Below are 20,731 nucleotides of genomic sequence, written 5' to 3' on the forward strand. Positions count from 1 at the left end.
AAATAATGGCTCATATATCCTAGAGCGGCAGTCTGGTGGTTCTCGCAGAACGGGTCGATCTGCATCAGCGAGGACTTCTATTCAACGTCGCTTCGGGTTCCATCGTGAAAGTCCGTGGTCCATTGGTGAGATACCAGCCTGGTCGGGAAAGAACCTTCCTGTCCGGCTGCTCGATCGCTCATCAGGGGAGCAACTGCGCTTCGCCATCCCGCCCCCTGTCCATCGATACCGTGTTGTCGCGGCGCTCCGTGCGTCGGCACAACGTCATTGCCGCCCCCGCAGCCATCGGGGTGCGAACTGACGAAATCGCGTCGCTTCTGCCTTAGTCCCCTTCTCTTTTCGCGAGCAAGTGTTGCATGCGATCAAGCCGTCTATTTAGCGGTTGAACGCCTGCAATGCGTTTGTCCGTCCGCGCTTTGCAAGTTGCCTTGCTAGCGTTGGCCGGTTCATAGCGCTCGTCCGTCTACGTCCCACTTAGCTCTGCTGTGCGCTTGCGCCGCGGCAGGCGGCGCCACGTCCCGTTCTCGCCCGCATTCGTGCGGCGTAGACGGACGTGCGGGTTGTCACGCTCGCGCATCCGCGCCTGCGCTGCAGCGAAAACTGAAGATCGCAATCAAGGAGATAGTCGAATGAAGATCCGTCATGCCAAGCTTGTCTCGCTCACCGGCACGATGCTGTGCTCGATGGCCGCTTTATCCCCCATGAACGCTGCACGCGCAGCGGACACGACGATCAATGTCTACAACTGGTCGGACTACATTGCCAAAGACACGATCTCCGGCTTCGAAAAAGAATCGGGCATCACCGTGAAATACGACAGTTACGATAGCGACGACACGTTACAGGCGAAGCTGCTGGCAGGCAGTTCCGGGTATGACATCGTTGTGCCTACATCGAGTTATATGGCGCGCCAGATCGAAGCAGGCGTGTATCAGAAGATCGACAAATCGAAGATGCCGAATCTGGCGAACCTCGATCCCGGTTTGATGAAGCTGATCGCGGATGCCGACCCCGGCAATCAATATGGGGTGCCGTGGGCGTGGGGCACCGACGGCATCGGCTATAACGTTCAGGCCGTAAAAAAAGCACTCGGCGCCGACGCGCCGGTTGATAACTGGTCGCTGTTGTTCGACCCGGCGAATCTTTCGAAGCTCAAAAGCTGCGGGGTGTCTTTCCTCGACGCGGCAGCGGACGTGTTCCCGGCCGTGCTTCAGTACATGCATAAGGACCCGAACAGCACCAATCCCGGTGACTACCAGGCCGCCTACGAAGTGCTGAAGAAAGTGCGGCCGTATATCACGCAGTTCAATTCGTCCGGCTATATCAACGATCTGGCGAACAACGATATCTGTGTCGCGTTCGGCTATTCCGGCGATGTGGGCATTGCGCGGCGGCGCTCGTCGGAAGCGAAGCGTTCGTATGAGGTACGGTTCTCGAACATCAAGGACGCGGGTCTGCTATGGATGGACGTGATGGTGATTCCGAAAGATGCGCCGCATCCGGAAGCGGCAATGAAGTGGATGAACTACATCGAAGACCCGAAAGTGAGTGCCGCGATTACCAACGAAGTTTTCTATCCGACTGCGAATCGGGCGGCAAGACAGTTTGTGACGCCGGCGATCGAGCAGGACGCGAACGTGTATCCGCCTGAGGCCGTGCTGAACAAGATGACGTTGATGCGGCCGCAGCCTGCGCCGATCATGCGGCTTGAAAACCGGCTGTGGGCGCAATTGAAGTCGGGAAGTTGAAGCTTGGTTGCTGTTCTTGTGCTGTAGCGATCCTGGGCGAGCTCAGGTGACGCCTTTTGAGCGTGGCGCATGCAGTGGGTGTGTGCGTCACGTCCTTTTTGACGCTTCGATCTTTAACTCTGTTTGCATTAGAGACATTATGAGCATCGTAGATTTTTCACAGCCCGCCAAGGAAAGCGTTGAGTACATACCGAAGGCGGAAGCTGTACTCGCCGGCAATCCCGCGCAATCGGTTCACACGCATTTTGCCAGTCCGTGCGGGCAGCTTGCGGCGGGTGTTTGGGAAGGGGCTTGCGGTCAATGGACGGTGAACTTCACCGAGAGTGAATACTGCGAGATTCTTGAGGGTGTGTCCGTGATTCGGGATGCGGACGGCACGGCGAAGACCGTGCGCGCCGGGGACCGATTCCTGATTCCCGCGGGGTTCAAAGGGACTTGGGAAGTTGTTGAGCCGTGTAAGAAGATTTTCGTTTCGGTGGAATTTAAGCGCTAGGTTGCCCTGACGGATGCGGCGGCGCGGCAGCGCCGTCCGCTGCACGCAGTTGTCAGGCGTCGTTGTGCCCTTGGCGCCGGAGTACGACATGCGTGGCTTTCTCTGTCGCAACGAACTCAACGCATTCGTATCCCAGAGCGCGCGCGTCAACCCCCTCGAACAGTCGCTCTCCTGCGCCCAGCAGGACCGGTGAGATAGCGAAGTGCAATTCATCGATCAGGCCCGCACGAAGATATTGCTGGATAGTGCTAGCGCCGCCGCCAATGCGCACATCCATTCCGTTGGCTGCTTCGCGCGCCCGCTCAAGTGCCTCGTGAATACCGCCCGTGACGAAGTGAAATGTAGTTCCGCCTTCCATCTGGATCGGCGCGCGTGCGTGATGAGTCAGGATGAAAGTTGGAACGTGATAGGGCGGGTTGTCGCCCCACCAGCCTTTCCAGTTCATGTCGGGCCAGGAACCGCGAATCGGTCCGAACATGTTTCTTCCGAGAATCCAGGCGCCAACATTCTTGAAGCCCCGCGCCGCGAAGTCGTCGTCGGTCCCCGTCGTGCCGCCGTCGGCACCAAGCACGGTCCGTTGGAACGTACGGGTCGGGACTAACCACTGGTGCAAATCTGTCCCGCCCACGCCGAGCGGATTGTTGATGTCCTGATTCGGACCCGCTCCATATCCGTCAAGCGAGATGGTAAAGCTCTGAACCCGGACGCGTGTCATTTTCATGCCTTCCTTTCGATTGACGCTTGACGTAATGTCAACCGCACGGCTCACAGCTTGTATCGGCCATTGCGGTACACATCGGCTATAGGAATCCTGAAGCAGTGTTTTACCAGCTTATTTTTCAGCGTTCATTGAAAAATCGGTCGGGTAAAACACCGTGACACCTGCGCTAGACGATGCGCAATACGCCTGCTCTCGCGGATCAATAGCCGTGGACCACCTTGGGCTGCGGGCGCAGCAGCAGATAAAACGCGGAAAGATGCGTAATCATCAGCAGTGGCACATAGATGATTGGAATCGCGTACGTAGCGCCGAACTCACCCGCATGTGCCGGAAGGTCTGCCTGGATGGCGTTGTAGTAGTCGACAATGAGGTCGGTCACGCCCATGAGATTGAACGCTACGACGAACAACCAGAAAAGCGAGCGCACTCGTGTCGTGAGTAGCGCCAGCATGGCCAGAACGCCCGTGGCGAAATCGCCGTATGCGGCGAACACGGCAAAGCTGGCGGGCAGGTCGGGACTGACGACGCCCGGCAGAATGAACACCAGCCCGAAGAAGCGGAAGCTGTGCAAAGTGGCGATCGCGCGTTGCGCATCGAACGGGTCCATCGACTTGAGCTTCGGCCAGACATATACGCGAAAACAAAGCAGCCAGGCGACGTACCCCAGAACGAGATGCAATTGAAAGAGAAGCTCCGTTGGCATGTTGCCTCCTGTCAGATGTGGTTCGGTGCATTGAGGCCGGGAGATGGGGATCAGCCGGCGCGTCATCTGCAGGCGTAGGTGTACCATGGCCTTTCGCGAGCGACTATTCATCACAATGTTGACGGGCTATGAAGCAGAACTTCACAGTCAGGCAGGGCGCGCTCGACGGCGTGGAGGTGTTTCTGAGCGTTGCCCAGCATCGCAGTTTTCGCCGGGCAGCCGCGGAACTCGGCGTGACACCGTCGGCCGTCAGCCAGGCAGTGCGTGTACTTGAAGCGCGTATCGGCGCAGCGCTCTTCATTCGCACCACGCGCAGTGTCGGCCTGACTGAAGCGGGCGAACGGTATCTTTCGCACGCAAAGCCTGCCTTCGACGAACTTGTCGCCGCCAGTGCGGTTGCGCGCGGACTCGGTCAACGGCCCACCGGGTTGTTGCGTCTGTCTGTGCCGCGCGCGGTCGTGCCGATCCTGCTCGAACCCCTGATCGCATCTTTCTGCCAGGCCTATCCCGAGGTTGAAGTAGAGATCGCCACGAGCAAGGAACTGGTCGATCTTGCAGCGGAAGGGTTCGACGCCGGTATCAGGTTCGGTCAGTTGGTCGACGCGGACATGGTTGCCGTACCTTTGACACCGCCGCTGCGTCTTAGCGTGGTCGGCAGCCCGGCTTACTTCGCGCAGCACAGCCGACCCAACCACACGGACGATCTTCGCCAACACGCATGCTTGAGATGGCGGCGATCCAGCGGCGCGCTAGCGCTCTGGTCATTCGACGACAACGGACGCGCGATCGAGATCGCCGTATCCGGTCCCTTCATCGCCCACGATTTTCCCACCATGCTCGGCGCGGCAGTCGAAGGCATGGGCCTCGCGCAACTACCCGCGCCGATGGTCGCTGAAGGATTGAAAGCGGGAAGCCTGGTGCAGGTGCTCGAGTCGTTCGCGCCGCTGATACCGGGCGTGTTTCTCTACTATCCCAGCCGCCGGCAAATGATGCCGAAGCTGCGTGCCTTCATCGATCATGTGAAGAGCCGCTCGGTGGATCAGGGCAAAACCCCGGGTACGCGATGAGCATTGACGCACCCGATTGACGTATCCGATTGACGCACGCGATTGCGGACTGGATGCTGCGCTGCAAGATTGGCTGACAAGGCCGAAACGGTCTGCGAAACAGAATCATTGCGCCGCAAATAATTCGACTGCATAGGCCTTGGCGGGTTTTTTTTGCTCGGGCAGTATTAACTCCGCAGTGATTTCAGAAGCGGGGACATCTCCACCAGGAATGCCCAGCGGTGTTTCCTCGGTTCCACAAACTCAAAGGAGATAACAGATGGAAATCGGCGATCCCTCCCCCGGCCTCTACAACGAAGATCTGGCGCCCGCGAAGCAACGCAACTGGGGCGCCTTCAGCATCTTCAACGTCTGGACCTCGGACGTGCACAGTCTCTGGGGCTACTACCTCGCGGCCAGCCTGTTCCTGCTATGCGGCAGCTTTACCAACTTCCTGCTGGCAATCGGGCTCAGCTCGCTGGTGATCTTCGCGCTGATGAACCTGATCGGTTATGCCGGCGAGAAGACCGGCGTGCCCTATCCGGTACTGGCGCGCGCCTCCTTTGGCGTGTGGGGCGCCAACCTCGCGGCACTCGTGCGCGCGGTGGTGGCCTGCTTCTGGTACGGCGCGCAGACCGCCGCCGCGTCGGGGGCGATGGTCGCGCTGCTGATCCGCAGCGACAGCCTGATGGCATTCCACAAGAGCACCCAGTGGCTCGGCCACTCGCCGCTGGAGGTGATCTGCTACGTGATCATCTGGGCGCTGCAGTTGCTCATCATCCAGAAAGGCATGGAGACGGTGCGCAAATTCCAGGACTGGGCCGGTCCCGCAGTGTGGGTCGCAATGCTGATTCTCGCGATCGGCCTGTGCGTCAAGGCCGGCGGTTTCTCGTTCTCCCATGGCATTCCGATGAACGCGCTGCTCGAAAAGACCAGCGACGCCGGCGTCAGCGGCGAGCCCGGTTCGTTCTGGGCGCTGATGGCCGTAGGTGCAACCTGGATCACCTATTTCGCAGCGCTCTACCTCAACTTCTGCGATTTCTCGCGCTACGCGAAAAATCGCGACGCGGTCAAGAAAGGCAATCTGTGGGGCCTGCCGGTCAACCTGATCGCGTTCTCGCTGGTTGCGGGTATCACCACGATCGCCGCCTTCAGGGTGTACGGCGAAGTGCTGCTCCACCCAGAACAGATCTCCGCCAAGTTCGACAGTTGGGTGCTGGCGCTCATCGCGGCGCTGACCTTCGCGGTCGCGACGCTGGGTATTAACGTGGTGGCCAATTTCGTTTCGGCCGCGTTCGACATCTCCAACACGTTCCCCAGGCAGATCGGCTTCAAGAAGGGGGGCTACATCGCCGCGCTCATCGCGCTGGTGCTCTATCCGTTCGCGCCCTGGGAAGGCAACGCCGCGCACTTTGTCAACGCCATTGGCGCGACGATGGGCCCGCTGCTCGGAATCATTCTGGTGGACTACTACCTGGTGGCCAAGGGCAACATCAACGTTGCGGCGCTTTATCAGGAGTATGGCGAGTACCGCTATGAAGGCGGCTGGAACGTCAATGCGCTGGTCGCGGCAGCGGTCGGCAGCGTGTTTTCGACCTTTCTGCCTAATTTCACCAGCCTGCTGCCGGTCTGGTGGAATACCTACGGGTGGTTCTTCGGCGTGGCGATTGGCGGCGGCATCTACCTGATCATGGCAACGCTGCGCCCGCGTACCGCGATCGCGCCGACCCGTGCCTGACGGTTTTTCGACGAACAGGATAAGGATGGTTTCCGGCTTTTAGCAACGCGGAGCAGGCACGGCAACAATGCCGATGGTTGACCGTCGGCGGGCGTGCTAGGATTTCCGTCAAACAACTCCGGAGACTGCTATGCCGTTCATCTGTGAAAACGTTGAATGTCGCGCCGTGCTGGCCCGCGGACAAGTCAGGTCCATTCAGGAGAACGAGGGGTGGTGCTTCTACTGCCCGGACTGCAAAGCGAGAAACGAGCTGAAAAACGTCGGCGCGCCGGGCGGCGCTGTTGAGTTGATTCAGCCGGAGCGCTCCGATCTCCCGCACAAAGTGGTTGCAACGGCCCAACCATTGGAGGACGGCAAGTACGCGGCGCAATTGCGCGTACAAAGAGCCCTCGGCATGAAAGGAACGTATGCCGTCGAAGAGCGCTGGGAACAGCTCGGTGTATTCCCTGACGCACACGCAGCCGTCGCGCATGCCAAGTCCATTGCGGCGGACCTGCTGCACCCGAAAGCATAGTCCTGAAGGCACAGCGGGTTTGCCGCGTGTGCGTTGCGCGGATCCACGGCCGGCCCACGACCGTAGATCCGCACGACAAACGAGTCGTTGCATAACGTGCGGCTGGACGCGATGCCACCGGGTCGAATTCATACAGCATCATTCACGAAGCATCGGCGGCAACGAGCCTGACAAACAGCTTGGCGGCCTCGTTGCCATGGGACAAAGCACGCAGTGCAAAAGAAAGCGCTAGCTGCGCGTCGTGAGCGACGGCACTGCGGTCCTGATCGAAGAGCTTGACGGCGTGGCGCATATGTTGCGCGGCCTGGTCATGAAGCTCCGCTGCCGTTGCGTGATGTTTTGCCGCGTTCGCGCTGTCCGAGCCGGAGCCGCTCGATGCAGCCGCGATCGGCGGCGTATTGGCGCTGTGCGTCCCCGCCTCGTGTGCCTGATCGATTGCGTGCAACGTGTGGCCATGGGCCATCATTGCCTGGTGCGCAGCGTGGGTGTGGTCTTGACCGGCCTCGAAATACCGCGACGCCGCGCGGTGATATCGCGAGGCCTGCTCGTGATGTGAAGCCGCGGCTTCAAGATGTCCCTTTTTATTATGCTTTGTGCTCATACCGGCTCCTGTACGACTACTGTCGGACCGACTCCAATGACGACCGAATCGAAAACGCGGTGGCGAGTCGAAAACCACTAGATCCGAATTTACACGCAGTTGCGCCTTTTATAACAAAGCGATCGACCAACTTGTTCCGCGGCTGCCTATCGTCAGGTCAGGAATTACTCACTCAACCTCAAGAGGAAACTGTCTTAGCCTCGAGATTCCAGTGCGAAGACACCGTTCGATCCGGGACTGCTCAACATTAAAAAGTAAGGATCACTACCAAAATGTAATGACGTAACGAACGATAACATTCGCCCCTTTGTTCTGCCGACGCTATGCTGAGTCCGGCGGAAACGTAAACTTCAGCGCAGGCTGTGTACCACCGCCAGCGGGTCAACCCGACGACTCGCGCGCCGCTATGCGGGCACCCGTGCCGCGCCTAAACTACGCGCATACGGCCACAGCCCCTCGGAACCCATGCCCGCTCGCGAAGACCATAATGCCCAGCCGCCTGCCCCGCCCTCCGCGCCAGACAGCGCCGACGCATTGCAGGACCCGGCCCTGCTGCGCCGCCTGCTGCGCGCCAAAGACCGCATGGATGCCGCCTCGCACGAGGCCTGGCCCGTCAAACGGCTGGCCGAAGTCAGTGGCGTCTCCGAAGCCCATTTCGCGCGCTCCTTCAAGCGGGCCTTCGGTGTCCCGCCGCACCGCTACCTGCTGAGCCGGCGCATCGAGCAAGCCACCACCCTGCTGCGCGACACCGGACTCAGCATCACGGAAATTGCCTTCGCCACTGGCTGGGAGAGCCTGGGCACGTTCGGGCGCACCTTTCACGACATCACCGGCCAAAGCCCCAGCGCCATGAGGCTTGAGGCGCAAGCCAACCTGCCTCGACTCGACCGCGTGCCCGCTTGCGTCCTGAAAGCCGCGCAGCGCCCCGACCTCACCATCGCAGTTTTGGAGAAGCGCCGGCGCGTGGCCAAAGATACATTCCCTCCATCAACCAAGGAGGAACCATGACCCAAGGTATCAATGTGGTGGGCTTGTACGTCGATAACCAGGACGAAGCGCTCACGTTCTACGTCGACAAGCTTGGATTCCGCGTCCATACGGACGTGCGCAACGGCCCTTACCGCTGGCTTACGGTCCAGCATCCCGAGCAGCCGTCGTTCCAGCTCGGCCTGTTCACGCCCGGCCCGCCCATCCACGACGAGGCCACCGCGCAAACCCTGCGCGCGATGGTCGCCAAGGGCGCCATGCCGCCTCTCGTCCTTTCCGTGGCCGACTGCCGCGCCAGCTATGCCCAGTTGCAAGCCCGCGGCGTGGAATTCACCCAGGAGCCGATAGATCGCTTTGGCAGCGTCGATGCCGGTTTCCGCGACCCTGCCGGCAACGGCTGGAAGATGATCCAGGCCCCGAAGAGCGCAACATGAACGCCAACGACTGGATTCGCCAATTTCACCGGTGGATATCCATCATCTTCACGCTGACGGTGATCGCCAACTTCGTCGCCATGGCCCTAAGAAAAGGCCTGCCGCCGCCCTGGATCACCTACACGCCGCTGCTGCCGCTGGCGCTCCTGCTGTTCACGGGGCTCTACCTGTTTGCACGGCCCTACTTGAGCCGCGAGCGCACTCGTCGCCAGCCGGGTTCCGCGGGCGGCGAACCGGCTCCCAGCGCATGATCCCGGCAGCAGCGCATCAAACTGAACGATGCGCGCGGCATGTGACCGATTCAGTGAATGCATGAGTGCGTGCTCGGTGTCTTGCCCGACGGCGTCTTGACGGCGTGTCGCGAGCGAAATCCGACGAGCTGGTGATCGATCTTCAGGCATCCATGTCGATCACCACTTTGCCGAAATGCGCCGCACTTTCCAGAAACCGATAGCCTTCGGCGGCGGCTTCAAACCCGAACGTGCGGTCGTCCACCGGCTCGATGCCGGCCGTGGCGATCGCGCGCACGGCATCTGCCAGGTTCGCCGTCGATCCTGTGTTGTTGTCGACCATCGTCAACGTCTTGAGGTTGATCGGAAGGATGGGAATCGAAAGCTCCATGCCACCGACAAAGCCCACTACAAAGATCGTCCCCGCAATGGCCACCGCGTTGAGCGAGCGCGCAAAGGTGCTTGCACCGATCGTCTCGGCAACCAGATCCGCACCGTTCCCGTCCGTTGCCGCGAGCACGATCTCGTCCCAGCCGGGCGTCGCCTGATCGTTGATCGTCAAGTCCGCACCTAGCTTCAGTTCAACATGAGCCGGCAAAGAGTCGCGCGTTCGTGGAGTGGATCGCCGAAGTCTTTGCCGCTCCGCCTTGGCAGAAAGCGATTCGATGAGCAATGCAATGACGGGAGATTCGATGCGTCGTTCACCGGCGCGTTGTCTTCGAGTGGAATGTGTTGCGAGGGGGGACCAGCCGCCAGGTCAGTAACACGACCAGACCGAAAGCGACGTATAGGAGCGTGAATACCCAGACGGGAAAATTGTAGTAGAGCAGACCGCTCACCCAACGTTGGATAAAACCGGGTGTGAATCCGTTTGTGTCCAGCGAACCCGTACGCAGCCAGTCCTCCAGCGTCGTCAACGGGCACGCGATTCCAAGCAGCGACAGCGTCGACACGATCACAATCAAAGACAGATGCGCGAACCGGAAAAGCCTTTGACGTATCCACTTCCAGCCGAGCGCCGCTCCCAGCCAGATCGCGACGAGTCCGCACACGATAAACAACGCAAGCAGCGCATGCACGACCAGCACCGTATCGGCTAACCAGATCATGATCGGCTTTCATGTGAGCTGCGTTTTTGCAGGTCAGGAGTGCTCGCTAAATCTCCGCGAATCACTTCATGTCGTGACTATCGACGAATCAGGAAACGTATGTTCAGCGTCTGTCCCGCATCACTTCCCAACAATCGCGATGGTCCATTCGTTCGAGTTTCCGCCGTCGCGTCATTTCGCGCCAGTAGTGAACGGCCACCAACAGCACAGCGGCGCTTAGCCCACACAGACCCACCACGATTCCAGTCCACGATTCGGCCACGAAAGACTCCCTGACTGTCAGACTGATCAAGCGCTACGTGTCATTCGTGGTTCGGGAGACGGGCGAAAGCCTTCAGAAACATCTGTCCGTCGTGAGTGATGAGGGGACGTCGCTGCCCGGAAGCCAGATCCTCCACGGTAACGAGTTGGCGATCCAGAAGCGCTTCCAGATCGGCGCTGTCCAGACTCAGCAGATCCGGCGCATCCTTGAGTAGCATGAGGGTCGCGAATTCATGTGGACTGAGCATCTCCGTCTCCTGGCTGAGCCTGCTGCTTCGCTGGGAACCTGATCCGTTGGCCTCGCCTCGCGAGCAGGATCAATTCGGGGATGGCTGCTGCGGGATGTCACCGTGTGTTCGGTGGCATGTCGCGCGCCAAGGCACCCATCATAATGCTGAGGTGTCCAATAGATCAACATGTGGGAAACGCTTTTTACTGCATATTTACGGTACCTTCGTAAAGCTGTCGCGGTGCAGCATGACTGGCCGTCCGATGAAAGATGGCCGCTTCGCACCACGTGTTGGTCAGCGCACAGACATGATCTGTACCTGACCGATCCTGATGAATATCCTGGCAGCGCTTCCAGGCGTCATACCTGCATACTCGGGGCATTGCCCCGAATACCGGGCGCTGCGATCGAAACCTGAAGGAGAGCATAGTTGACCACCTTCCTTTTCCGTAACGGCGCGCTTCTCGATCCTGATCATCCTGACCTGCTGGAAGGCTTCGAGATTCTCATCGAAGATGGCTTCATCCGCGAGGTATCCGACAAGCCGATAAAGAGCAACAACGCGCACGTCATTGACGTCAAAGGCAAAACGATCATGCCGGGTCTGATCGATTTGCATGTGCACGTCGTCGCGATCGAGTTCAACCTGCCGCGTGTCGCGACGCTACCCAACGTGCTGGTTACGCTGCGCGCCGTCCCGATCATGCGCGCGATGCTGCGCCGCGGCTTCACCACCGTGCGCGACGCTGGCGGCGCCGGATATCCGTTCAAGCAGGCCGTCGAGTCGGGGCTCGTCGAGGGGCCACGCCTGTTCGTATCCGGCCGGGCCCTGAGCCAGACCGGCGGTCATGCCGATCCGCGCGCCCGCTCCGACTACATGCCGCCCGACTCACCCTGCGGATGCTGCGTGCGCGTAGGCGCACTGGGCCGCGTGGCGGACGGCGTCGATGAAGTGCGCCGGGCCGTGCGTGAAGAACTGCAGATGGGCGCCGATCAGATCAAGATCATGGCTTCGGGCGGCGTGGCCTCGCCAACCGACCCGGTCGGCGCATTCGGGTACTCCGAGGACGAGATCCGCGCGATCGTGGCCGAGGCTCAGGGGCGCGGCACCTACGTACTCGCGCATGCCTACACGCCGGCGGCGATCGCACGTGCGGTGCGCTGCGGCGTGCGCACGATCGAACACGGCAACCTGATCGACGATGAAACGGCACGCGTCGTCGCCGAACACGGTGCCTATGTCGTGCCAACCCTCGTTACTTACGACGCGCTTGCAAGCGAAGGCGAGAAATATGGGTTGCCACCGGAAAGCATCGCCAAGATCGCGGACGTGCATGGCGCCGGTCTGCACTCAATCGAGATCATGAAACGGGCCGGCGTCAAAATGGGTTTCGGCACGGACCTGCTCGGCGAAGCCCAGCGTCTGCAAAGCGACGAGTTCCGGATTCTGGCCGAAGTCCTGTCACCGGCCGAGGTGATCGCAAGTGCGACGGTCGTCAGCGCGGAAGTGCTCGGCATGCAGGACAAGCTCGGCAGAATCGTGCCGGGTGCTCACGCCGATGTGCTGGTGGTCGATGGCAATCCTCTGAAGTCTGTCGATTGCCTGTTGGGTCAAGGCGAGCATATTCGGCTCGTGATGAAGGACGGCCGGCTCTTCGTCAACGAACTCGAAGGGCATTGACCGCGTAAGCGCGCGTCTGTCGCGCCCACCGTTCTTATCGGAGCCTGCTCATGTCGACGATCGCCGCCCGCATCGAACGCCTGCCGTTTTCAGGTTTTCACCGCCGTCTGCTGTTGATGGGCGGGCTCGGCTATACCTTCGATGCGATGGACGCCGCCGTGCTTGCCTTCCTGCTGCCGGTGCTGCGCACGCAATGGGGGCTGACGAGTGTGCAGACGGGGGTGCTGGGAAGCGGCACGTTCATCGGCTATTTCGTCGGCGCGATGTTCGCGGGCATGCTCGGCGACATCATCGGCCGGCGCAAAGTGATGATGTACGCGCTCGTGATTTACTGTGTGGCGTCTCTTGCCAGTGCGCTCGCGAATGATTGGGGATTTTTTCTTGCGACGCGCATCGTCGCCGGTTTGGGAACGGGCGCGGAAAGCGCGATCGTCGCGCCGTTTCTCTCGGAGTTCGTGGCACGGCGGTATCGCGGCAGTTTCACTGGCAGTCTTGCCGGGTTCTTCTCCTTCGGCTTTGTGGCAGCCGCGCTGCTTGGCTACCTGGTGATTCCGCTCGCACCGAATGCATGGCGCGCGGTCATGGTCATCACCGCGCTGCCCATTGTGATGCTCCTCTGGTGGCGCCGCGCGTTGCCCGAGTCGCCGCGCTGGCTCGAGGCGCGCGACCGGCACGCGGAAGCCGACGCGATCGTGTCGCGGATGGAAGCGGAGGTGACCCAGGCAGGCATACGGTTGGAACCGCTGCCCGCCATGCGTGACGCAAGCGTTCCGCTCGCGGCGGGACGTGCCTCGATCGTCGCGAACGTGAAGGCGTTGTGGACAAAAAAACTCGCGCGCATCACGGCAATGACGTGGCTGATGTGGTTATCCATCACGTTCAGCTATTACGCCTTTTTCACGTGGATTCCCGGCTTGCTGGTTCAGAACGGAATGACGATCACGCGCAGCTTTTCGTACTCGCTCGTGATTTACATTGCACAGATCCCGGGGTACTTTTCGGGTGCGTGGCTCAACGAGAAGATCGGCCGCCAGGCAACGATCGCGTCATACATGATATTGGGCGGCGTATCGGCACTTGGGCTCGCGTTGACGCGCACGGACGCGGGCATCATGGTGTCGGGCATCCTGCTTTCGTTCTTCATGAACGGCACCTATGCGGGCGTTTACGCTTACACGCCCGAGGTGTTTCCTACCGACGTGCGCGCCACGGGCACCGGGCTCGCATCGTCAATTGGCCGGCTGGGCGCGATCGCCGCGCCTATCCTTGTCGGTTACGTCTATCCGCTACTGGGATTTGCCGGCGTGTTCGGTGCGACGACGCTGGTGCTGCTGACAGGTGCGATAGCCGTGGTGCTCATGGGCGTGCCCACACGCGGAAGGTCGCTCGAAGACATTGCGGCGGGACAAGTCGAACAGTAAGAAAACCAGCCTGCTGGCCTTAGCCCCAATATAACGGTCAAAGCGCTGTCCTGTGATATCGCCAGGTCACGTGACCCGACTCGTCGAAGCAAGCACGCGCGACTTTGGCGAACTGACGTTCTTATGACATTATTTGCCAACGCAGACGATGTAAGCGTTAATAAGCGAACCACGTCGCGTAGCGAGGCAATCAACACGTAGCAGGCGCTTCGTGGCAAGCATAGCTTCGAGCACCAGACTGCTATTGCGTCATTCACTCAGGGAAAAACCATGAAGTTGATAATCGCCGCACCCCTTTTGATCGTTTCGTTGCTCGGCGCGTCCACCGCTGTCTTCGCGCAACAGCACGACGACAATCACGGCGGCCCGCCGCAGCACGAGCGGCAGAATCCGGGTCATGGCGGCCAGCATGGCCACGGTCACGGACCCGCGCCTCACGAAGCGTCTGTGGGAGGCCCGGGCGGTCCGGTTCCTCACAACGATTGGCACAAGGGTGAGCGGCTTCCGGCGGAGTACCGCGACCGTAATTACGTCGTCGACAACTGGCACGAGCACGGCCTGCAAGCGCCGCCGCGCGGCTATCAGTGGGTCGGCGTGAACGGGGACTATGTACTCGCCGCCGTCGCGACCGGCGTCATTGCAAATGTCCTGCTGAACGGACACTAAGCAAGCGGATAGAAACCGATTGCTTTCGGTACCGGCAGCAAGTTTTCATTGCGCGCATCTCAAACGCGTATGAGCGCGGTGGCCCGTTGTTACGGGCCACCGTCCTGCTCCTTATCGCTTGGCAGCGAATACATTCACCCTAAAGCGACCAGGTTACCGGTCGAAGGTGCCACGATACTTCTCGTCGGCATCTGAACGGGTATTGATTTCGACAAGCACGCCGCCTGGCACTTCGCAGAAGAATCGCGAACCGCGCTCATGCGCGAACACGTCGGTTTTCATCACGACGTTCGCGGCAGCCATCTGCCCATGAAGCGCGCGAACATCGTCGACGGTCGGCAGTTCGAAGCCAATGTGAAAGTTATGCGGCCATTCGACCGGATGGTCGGCGGCGTCCTCGATCACGATGTCGAATCCCGGACGTTTCAGCAACCAGCTCGCGCCTCGCATCGCAACAGTACAGCCCAGATGAGCCTCGAAGAAGCTGGCGGTGGCGCTCACATCGGAAGAGGGGAAGCTCGCGTGATTGAGCTTCATGGTGGTGGTGATACTCGTCATGTCAATCTCCGTTGATCTGGATCGCTCGTTGCGTTCCATACGGAGAATGTTACGAGTAAAAGCTCGCGTTCAATACTCGCATCGCCGCGCTCGCGCTGATCGCCGCTAAAGCCCGTGCTACGGGCGTTTCAGCCTGCGCGTCGGCGCCTCGCGTGCAGCGTGCTCGCGTTTGCTCGCGGATTGCGGCGTTTCCGTGGCGGGCGAATCGCTATTCCATCCGGCACCGGCGTTCGACATCATCGTCAGATAGCCCAGCACGGCTGCCGTCACGCGGCGAGTCAGTCCGGTCATATCCGTCTCCCCCCGCTCACCGGCCTCGTCCACGAGACCACGGACGATCGCCATCAGATCGTGCGCGGCGAGCACCGTGTCGTCCTGCGGCGGCAAACCGTCGCTCGTAAGAATCTGCGCTAGCAATGCGTGCATCGTGCCGGTGCCGGTTAGCGCCTCGCGCAATTGCGGTCGGCTCTCTTCGACGTCGAGTAATCGTGCGAGCGTGGGTCTCGCGAACTGCTGCCGCACCGAGCAGCCAATCAGATGATTGAGCGCGGCGGGTCCGTTCGCGTGATCGAGCGCGCTCAGCGCATCCTGATAGAAGCGCTCCTTTTCTCGCTGCATCAACGCGATCGTCAACGCGTCCTTGCCGGGGAAGTACTGATACAGCGAACCGACGCTGACACCGGCACGCTCCGCGACCGCGTTCGTATTGAAACCTTCGAGTCCCTTTGTTTCAAGCACCTGTGCGGCCGCTTCGAGCAAGGTGGCAACCATGCGCTCGGAGCGGGGCTGACTGGGCGCTCTGCGCGGTTTGAGCGGTGACGGATTCGGCTGTCGAGGCATACGGCAATAACGTGTAGGAGTGGCTATGAATGGCGTCAGCCCGGCAAGCCAGGAATCTCAACGCCGAACGTTTGCAGGATCAGCACGAGATTGAACGATAAGACGATGAATGCCGCCAGCGTAGCGATCACGGCAACGAGCGCGCGATTTCTATATGGGCCCATCACCTCCTTGCTACAGGTGAACCATACCAGCACAGCCATCGGCAGCGGCAACGCGAGGCTCAATACAACCTGGCTGAGAACGAGCGCCTGAGTCGCATTGACCCCGAGCGACACCACGACGAAACTCGGCACCATGGTGACGGCGCGGCGCAGCCATAACGGAATGCGAAAGCCCACGAACCCTTGCATGATCATCTGGCCCGCCATGGTACCAACGACGGAACTCGAAATACCCGAAGCAATCAGCGACAGCAGGAAAATTCCTGCCGCGCCAATCCCTAATAGCGGCGCCAGTGTGTGATAGGCCGTTTCGATTTCCGCCACGTCCGGGTGCCCGCTGTGAAATGCACCGGCGGCCATGATAACCATCGCCATATTGATAAGACCCGCAATGGTCAGCGCGATGACGACTTCGATATTCGAAAATTTCAGCAGCTTTGCCCGCTCGCTCTCCGTTCTTGCGGGTGCTCGACCTTGCGTGAGTCCGGAGTGCAGGAAAAGCGCGTGCGGCATCACGGTTGCGCCGAAGATTCCCACTGCGATCGTCAGCGCGCTCGCGTCGGGCAACCGGGGGGAAAAGGTATGGGCGAGGACACTCGGCCACGCAACCGGCGTAATGAACAGCTCGGCGAGGTAGGACAAGCCAATGATGCCGACGAGTGCTCCGATCGCCAGTTCAAGCGGACGAAAGCCGGCGCTCTCAAACAACAGCAGCCCGTAGGTCACTATCGCCGTGACCACCATGCCGCCAAGCAACGGCATGTGAAACAGCAGCGACAGTCCGATTGCACCACCGAGAAATTCAGCCAGATCGGTTGCCATCGCGGCAATTTCGCTGACGCCCCACATGCCCAGCACGACAGGTTTCGGAAACCGTTCGCGGCACAGCTCCGCAAGGTTTCGCCCGGTGACGATGCCGAGCTTCGCCGAGAGCGCCTGAAACTGCATCGCCACAAGGTTGGCCAACAGCACGACCCAGAGCAACGCGTAGCCGTATCTGGCGCCGGCTTGAATATTCGTCGCAAAGTTGCCCGGATCCATATAGGCAACCGAGACCACCACGGCCGGCCCGGCGAACGGCAGAAGCATCAGCGCACCGCCGCGGCGGCCTTCCAATACCGCTCTTACCGCAAGCGTGGTGCGCTCGGTTCTCGTCGCCGGTCTGGCTGCCTTATGAACGCGATCGTCCAAGCTCTTGCTCCTTGCTCACGAGACTGACAGGAGGGGCCGATTTACCACGCAGGCAGGCTTCACCGCACGGCAAGCACTGCCGACTGCCCAAAGACGCTTTGCCACCGCGGTGCAGTCGCCGCGTCCACATCGGACATAGTGATAAATGTACCGCAGAGTGCGATTGCTCACCCTGCTGCAAATTGGGTCCATGAATCCGGATGTCGTGGATCTGCGCGCCGAAGGCACGCTGGAGTGCCCGCTCCTGCGCGGGTTACCGCGTAATCGACCGGTTCGCCCGCGTCAGGAGTAATCTTCGGTACTGGACACGGAAGCGGGGCCATAACCCGCCCCGCGATGGCGGTCTGAATTGTCCTGACGACCTGTCCAGAGGAAGGCCTCTTCAGTGCTGAAGTGCACGTCATGCCGGCAGCGGCGACTCCGTCCGGCGCGCCTCTTCGCGGATGAGGGCAATGCGGTCAGTCGACGATTTGACTTGAGGAGCCAGGCCAATGGGAAGCACCAGCGCAGTTGCAGCGGCGGCAATCGCCTTCGTGGGAAGCCACTTTCTTCTGTCTCATCCTCTGCGCGGGCTTCTCGTCCGCGCAATCGGCGAAAAGGGGTTCCTCGGCGTCTATTCGCTGGTGGCATTCGCCACGTTCGGCTGGCTGATCGTGGCCTACGTGCACGCGCCCCTCACCGCGCCGTTATGGCTGGCAGGAGATGTGCTCTGGGGGGTGGCAACCGTAGTGATGCTGATCGCGTCGATCCTGCTGATGGGCTCGCTGATCCGCAACCCGGCCATCCCCACCGGCGGCCAGCCCGGCCCGTTCCCGGAAACGCCGCGCGGCGTGTTCGCGATAACGCGCCATCCGATGATGTGGTCGTTCGCGCTTTGGGGGCTGTGCCACGCGGCGGTGTTCCCAGTGGCCAAGAGCCTCATCCTCGCGGCGGCTGTCGTCTTCCTCGCACTGGTTGGCGCTGCTTTGCAGGACCGGAAGAAGGAACGGCTCCAGCCCGATCTCTGGCCGGTATGGGAATCGAAGACGAGCTACCTGCCATTCGCGGCGATCGCCGGCGGCCGTGCGCAGTTGGGTGGATTCGGCTCGCACGCGCTGCTGGGCGGCCTCTTCGTCTGGCTCGTCGCCACCTGGGCGCATCGGCCGCTCACCGGTTGGGCCGCGGGCATCTGGCATTGGCTGTAGCCGCGGCCCGGCTCCCGGGGTCAGACAGGGAGATAGCTGCAAACGTAGTCGAGCGTTTCGATCACGTCGATATCGAAGCGGCTCTTGCCGGGCACAGAAAATGACTCGCCCGCACCATACGTCTTCCACTCGTCGCTGCCTTCGAGGCGGATGCGGCACTGGCCGGCCTGCACTTCCATCAGTTCCGGTGCGTCGGTGCCGAAGTTGAGCGCGCCGGGCAGGATGACACCCAACGTCTTGCGCGTGCCGTCGGCAAAGAGAACCGTGTGCGAGACACACTTGCCGTCGAAGTAGACGTTGGCTCGTTTGATAACTGAAACCTGATCGAATTGCGTTGCGGCCGTCATGGCGGTCTTCCTCTGGATCTTCGTGAATGGATGCGTTGGCGCCGCATGGCAGCATGCGGACGACAGCACGACAGGCAATCTGCGCGAATCGATTCGTCTGCGCGGGCTTTCGGGTCGGCGCCAGCCCGCCATCATACAGGCGGCCGATGGCGCCGGTCAGCGTCCTGCATCGAACGGCGCCCCTGTTTCGAGCGACGCCGCACCGTGGTGGTCGTGGCGATTAATCCGTGCGCCGCCAACGGCCGGATTCCGGGCACACCATGACCGGTTCGCCGTTCAACCGGACTTGCTCGGCATCCAGTCGCGACGCGGTCGAAGGGTCGACGTCGAAGGCAACATCGAGCACTTGCCCGACATGGGCATCTTCTATGGGCAGTTCCCACGTCAGAAACATCTGGACGTAATCCTGATCAGGCCTGAAGTCAGCCGCGTTGAAGCCACCACTGTGGCGCTGAATAACGCCATGAGGCTGGCATGTATCGAATATCACCGCCGTGCCGCGAGTCAGCGGAATGCGCAAGTCCAGAGAGGGGAAATGCACGTCCAGCCCCTTATCCTCGCTCAGGAAAAGATTGCAGAAGACAGCGCCGCCATATTGCTCGCCGTCATGGTGGTATCGCGCGCCGCGGCAGGCCATCAGGGCGACATCGCTGGCGGCCAGTACCCCGGGCAGTCCAAGCGCGCCCGTCCAGTTGGACATGGACTGCACGCAGCGCGTGTAGTCCGGCCAGCGCATCCGCGCGCGCGCCAGAGGCATGACCTCGACGTCGCCAGGTTCGAGGACCACGCGCGACGCTATCTCCCTGTCCCAATCGGCCAGCAGACGTGTGGGCAGCGCAGGCACCTCGACTATGCCGGTTCGCACGATGTCGCTCACACGCCGGCTGCGGATAGTGTCGCCACTCCAGAAATAAGAGGTCAGCGTGTCCGGCGTGCGATTCGGTTGAGAGGAGCGATTCATCCGAACGATTGTAACGATTCCGGTGGATCGCTTCGATCGCTGGGCGAAACGCCGGGTCAATACGTGGAAGCGCGATCTCACCCGGCGGCACAACGAGTCCAGAGCGGCAATCATGCTCCACACGGCTATCCTGTCCCTCGTTTCCGATGAGAAAGATTCGTGAACACTCATTGCCGAAGCACGTCCGGCTTGCACCATCGACTCAAATGTTATGATCGGAAACATCTGACGCCTCACCAAGGCGCGCATTTGAGCCACACCCCATGGACACCCACCTCACCAAACCCGCCGACCCCTCCACGACCGACCTCGGCCGCCGCGTCCGCGCCGCCCGCCAGGCCCAGGACTTGACGCTGGAAACCGCGAGCCGCCTGTGCGGCGTCTCCCGCTCCACGCTCTCCAAAGTCGAAAACGGCCTGATGTCCCCGACTTTCGACGTCCTGCAGAAAATCGTGCTCGGTCTGAAGATCGAGATTGGCGAACTGTTTGGCTCAACACCGAAGGTCAGCGCCAGCGGCCGTCGTGCATTGACCCGCAAGAATGAAGGTCAGCGCCACGCGTACCGCGGCTATCAGATGGAATTACTCGCCACGGATCTGGCGCACAAAGCAATGTTGCCGTTCCGTATCCGCATTTCGGCACACACGCTGGACGCGTTCGATGACTGGGGCCGTCACGAAGGCGAAGAATTTCTGTACGTGATCAGCGGCAGCGTGTGCCTCTATTCCGAGCTGTACGCGCCGACGCATCTGAACGCCGGAGACAGCCTTTATTTCGACAGCCGCACGGGCCACGCCGCGGTCTCCACCAGCGAAGAAGACGCCGAAGTGTTGTGGATGGCAACCAGTGCCGATATTCCGCAGACTTCGGCCACGGCTACGGCAGAACCGGCGAAAAAATAACG

The 20,731-nt window shown here is 60.8% G+C and carries 24 protein-coding genes; 13 read left to right on the top strand and 11 right to left on the bottom strand.

Going from position 1 to position 20,731, the window contains the following annotated elements; genetic code table 11:
• Positions 1–629 precede the first annotated feature (629 nt).
• Together HWX91_RS00205 and HWX91_RS00210 are read left to right on the top strand one after the other, a co-directional pair.
• Entirely contained in the window at positions 630–1,748 is a 1,119-nt protein-coding gene (locus HWX91_RS00205; RefSeq protein WP_025495823.1) for a polyamine ABC transporter substrate-binding protein, read from the top strand.
• Positions 1,749–1,887: 139 nt separating this feature from the next.
• On the top strand, positions 1,888–2,241 hold the full coding sequence (locus HWX91_RS00210; protein ID WP_042274788.1) for a cupin domain-containing protein: 354 nt from the start codon (positions 1,888–1,890) through the stop codon (positions 2,239–2,241).
• Positions 2,242–2,293: 52 nt separating this feature from the next.
• Here the strand turns inward: HWX91_RS00210 and HWX91_RS00215 are convergent, their stop codons facing one another.
• Positions 2,294–2,956: a dihydrofolate reductase family protein gene (locus HWX91_RS00215; protein WP_028196205.1), complete on the bottom strand. Its 663-nt coding sequence runs from the start codon at positions 2,954–2,956 to the stop codon at positions 2,294–2,296.
• 205 nt (positions 2,957–3,161) lie between these two features.
• Positions 3,162–3,665 (bottom strand): hypothetical protein, encoded by a 504-nt coding sequence (locus HWX91_RS00220; protein ID WP_025495826.1) that lies wholly within the window; start codon positions 3,663–3,665, stop codon positions 3,162–3,164.
• A 128-nt stretch (positions 3,666–3,793) separates the two neighbouring features.
• Between HWX91_RS00220 and HWX91_RS00225 the strand changes: the two genes are divergently transcribed.
• The 3 genes from HWX91_RS00225 (at position 3,794) to HWX91_RS00235 (ending at position 6,963) form a co-directional block, all read left to right on the top strand.
• Entirely contained in the window at positions 3,794–4,732 is a 939-nt protein-coding gene (locus HWX91_RS00225; RefSeq protein WP_028196204.1) for a LysR family transcriptional regulator, read from the top strand.
• A 259-nt stretch (positions 4,733–4,991) separates the two neighbouring features.
• Positions 4,992–6,449: an NCS1 family nucleobase:cation symporter-1 gene (locus HWX91_RS00230; RefSeq protein WP_025495828.1), complete on the top strand. Its 1,458-nt coding sequence runs from the start codon at positions 4,992–4,994 to the stop codon at positions 6,447–6,449.
• 130 nt (positions 6,450–6,579) lie between these two features.
• On the top strand, positions 6,580–6,963 hold the full coding sequence (locus HWX91_RS00235) for a hypothetical protein (protein WP_028196203.1): 384 nt from the start codon (positions 6,580–6,582) through the stop codon (positions 6,961–6,963).
• A 142-nt stretch (positions 6,964–7,105) separates the two neighbouring features.
• Here the strand turns inward: HWX91_RS00235 and HWX91_RS00240 are convergent, their stop codons facing one another.
• Positions 7,106–7,564 carry a hypothetical protein gene (locus tag HWX91_RS00240; protein WP_028196202.1) on the bottom strand — a complete coding sequence of 153 codons (459 nt, stop codon included), beginning with the start codon at positions 7,562–7,564 and terminating at the stop codon, positions 7,106–7,108.
• Positions 7,565–8,029: 465 nt separating this feature from the next.
• Here HWX91_RS00240 and HWX91_RS00245 point away from each other — a divergent pair, with 465 nt between their 5' ends.
• Genes HWX91_RS00245 through HWX91_RS00255 form a run of 3 tightly spaced genes read left to right on the top strand, consistent with a single transcriptional unit; the run spans position 8,030 to position 9,236 of the window.
• Positions 8,030–8,572, top strand: coding sequence for a helix-turn-helix domain-containing protein (locus HWX91_RS00245; protein WP_028196201.1), 543 nt, complete (start codon positions 8,030–8,032; stop codon positions 8,570–8,572).
• On the top strand, positions 8,569–8,985 hold the full coding sequence (locus tag HWX91_RS00250; RefSeq protein ID WP_028196200.1) for a VOC family protein: 417 nt from the start codon (positions 8,569–8,571) through the stop codon (positions 8,983–8,985). The genes HWX91_RS00245 and HWX91_RS00250 overlap by 4 nt, the downstream gene beginning before the upstream one ends.
• Positions 8,982–9,236: a hypothetical protein gene (locus tag HWX91_RS00255; protein ID WP_028196199.1), complete on the top strand. Its 255-nt coding sequence runs from the start codon at positions 8,982–8,984 to the stop codon at positions 9,234–9,236. Before HWX91_RS00250 ends, HWX91_RS00255 begins: the two co-directional genes overlap by 4 nt.
• 142 nt (positions 9,237–9,378) lie before the next feature.
• On the opposite strand, the gene HWX91_RS00260 is transcribed toward HWX91_RS00255, so the two are convergent.
• From HWX91_RS00260 to HWX91_RS00270, 3 genes are all read right to left on the bottom strand, one after another.
• Positions 9,379–9,888, bottom strand: a complete 510-nt coding sequence (locus HWX91_RS00260; RefSeq protein WP_162181290.1) for a zinc-binding dehydrogenase — start codon at positions 9,886–9,888, stop codon at positions 9,379–9,381.
• Positions 9,889–9,916: 28 nt separating this feature from the next.
• Positions 9,917–10,324, bottom strand: coding sequence for a DUF2784 domain-containing protein (locus tag HWX91_RS00265; protein ID WP_028196198.1), 408 nt, complete (start codon positions 10,322–10,324; stop codon positions 9,917–9,919).
• A 302-nt stretch (positions 10,325–10,626) separates the two neighbouring features.
• On the bottom strand, positions 10,627–10,833 hold the full coding sequence (locus tag HWX91_RS00270; protein ID WP_028196197.1) for a hypothetical protein: 207 nt from the start codon (positions 10,831–10,833) through the stop codon (positions 10,627–10,629).
• A 411-nt stretch (positions 10,834–11,244) separates the two neighbouring features.
• Between HWX91_RS00270 and HWX91_RS00275 the strand changes: the two genes are divergently transcribed.
• The 3 genes from HWX91_RS00275 (at position 11,245) to HWX91_RS00285 (ending at position 14,582) form a co-directional block, all read left to right on the top strand.
• Complete coding sequence (locus HWX91_RS00275) at positions 11,245–12,495, top strand: metal-dependent hydrolase family protein (protein ID WP_028196196.1); 1,251 nt, start codon at positions 11,245–11,247, stop codon at positions 12,493–12,495.
• Positions 12,496–12,545: 50 nt separating this feature from the next.
• Positions 12,546–13,916, top strand: coding sequence for an MFS transporter (locus tag HWX91_RS00280; protein ID WP_025495839.1), 1,371 nt, complete (start codon positions 12,546–12,548; stop codon positions 13,914–13,916).
• 270 nt (positions 13,917–14,186) lie between these two features.
• Complete coding sequence (locus HWX91_RS00285) at positions 14,187–14,582, top strand: RcnB family protein (RefSeq protein ID WP_025495840.1); 396 nt, start codon at positions 14,187–14,189, stop codon at positions 14,580–14,582.
• 153 nt (positions 14,583–14,735) lie between these two features.
• Here the strand turns inward: HWX91_RS00285 and HWX91_RS00290 are convergent, their stop codons facing one another.
• The 3 genes from HWX91_RS00290 to HWX91_RS00300 all read right to left on the bottom strand — a co-directional run bounded on the left by HWX91_RS00290 (position 14,736) and on the right by HWX91_RS00300 (position 17,335).
• Entirely contained in the window at positions 14,736–15,140 is a 405-nt protein-coding gene (locus HWX91_RS00290) for a VOC family protein (protein WP_025495841.1), read from the bottom strand.
• A 117-nt stretch (positions 15,141–15,257) separates the two neighbouring features.
• The gene (locus HWX91_RS00295) at positions 15,258–15,911 is read right to left on the bottom strand and encodes a TetR/AcrR family transcriptional regulator (protein WP_063627876.1); all 654 of its coding nucleotides are present in this window, start codon (positions 15,909–15,911) and stop codon (positions 15,258–15,260) included.
• 104 nt (positions 15,912–16,015) lie between these two features.
• Positions 16,016–17,335, bottom strand: coding sequence for an Nramp family divalent metal transporter (locus tag HWX91_RS00300; protein ID WP_028196195.1), 1,320 nt, complete (start codon positions 17,333–17,335; stop codon positions 16,016–16,018).
• A 491-nt stretch (positions 17,336–17,826) separates the two neighbouring features.
• On the opposite strand from HWX91_RS00300, the gene HWX91_RS00305 reads away from it, so the two are divergent.
• A complete protein-coding gene (locus tag HWX91_RS00305; RefSeq protein ID WP_028196194.1) occupies positions 17,827–18,519 on the top strand; it encodes an NnrU family protein in 693 nt (230 codons plus the stop codon).
• A 20-nt stretch (positions 18,520–18,539) separates the two neighbouring features.
• Here the strand turns inward: HWX91_RS00305 and ppnP are convergent, their stop codons facing one another.
• Positions 18,540–18,866, bottom strand: coding sequence for a pyrimidine/purine nucleoside phosphorylase (gene ppnP, locus HWX91_RS00310; protein WP_028196193.1), 327 nt, complete (start codon positions 18,864–18,866; stop codon positions 18,540–18,542).
• A 220-nt stretch (positions 18,867–19,086) separates the two neighbouring features.
• Positions 19,087–19,827 (bottom strand): hypothetical protein, encoded by a 741-nt coding sequence (locus tag HWX91_RS00315; protein WP_042274819.1) that lies wholly within the window; start codon positions 19,825–19,827, stop codon positions 19,087–19,089.
• A 263-nt stretch (positions 19,828–20,090) separates the two neighbouring features.
• On the opposite strand from HWX91_RS00315, the gene HWX91_RS00320 reads away from it, so the two are divergent.
• Positions 20,091–20,729: a helix-turn-helix domain-containing protein gene (locus HWX91_RS00320; protein ID WP_025495847.1), complete on the top strand. Its 639-nt coding sequence runs from the start codon at positions 20,091–20,093 to the stop codon at positions 20,727–20,729.
• Positions 20,730–20,731: the final 2 nt, after the last annotated feature.

Origin of the sequence: Paraburkholderia fungorum, assembly GCF_902833645.1 — a bacterium.
GTDB lineage: Bacteria > Pseudomonadota > Gammaproteobacteria > Burkholderiales > Burkholderiaceae > Paraburkholderia > Paraburkholderia fungorum.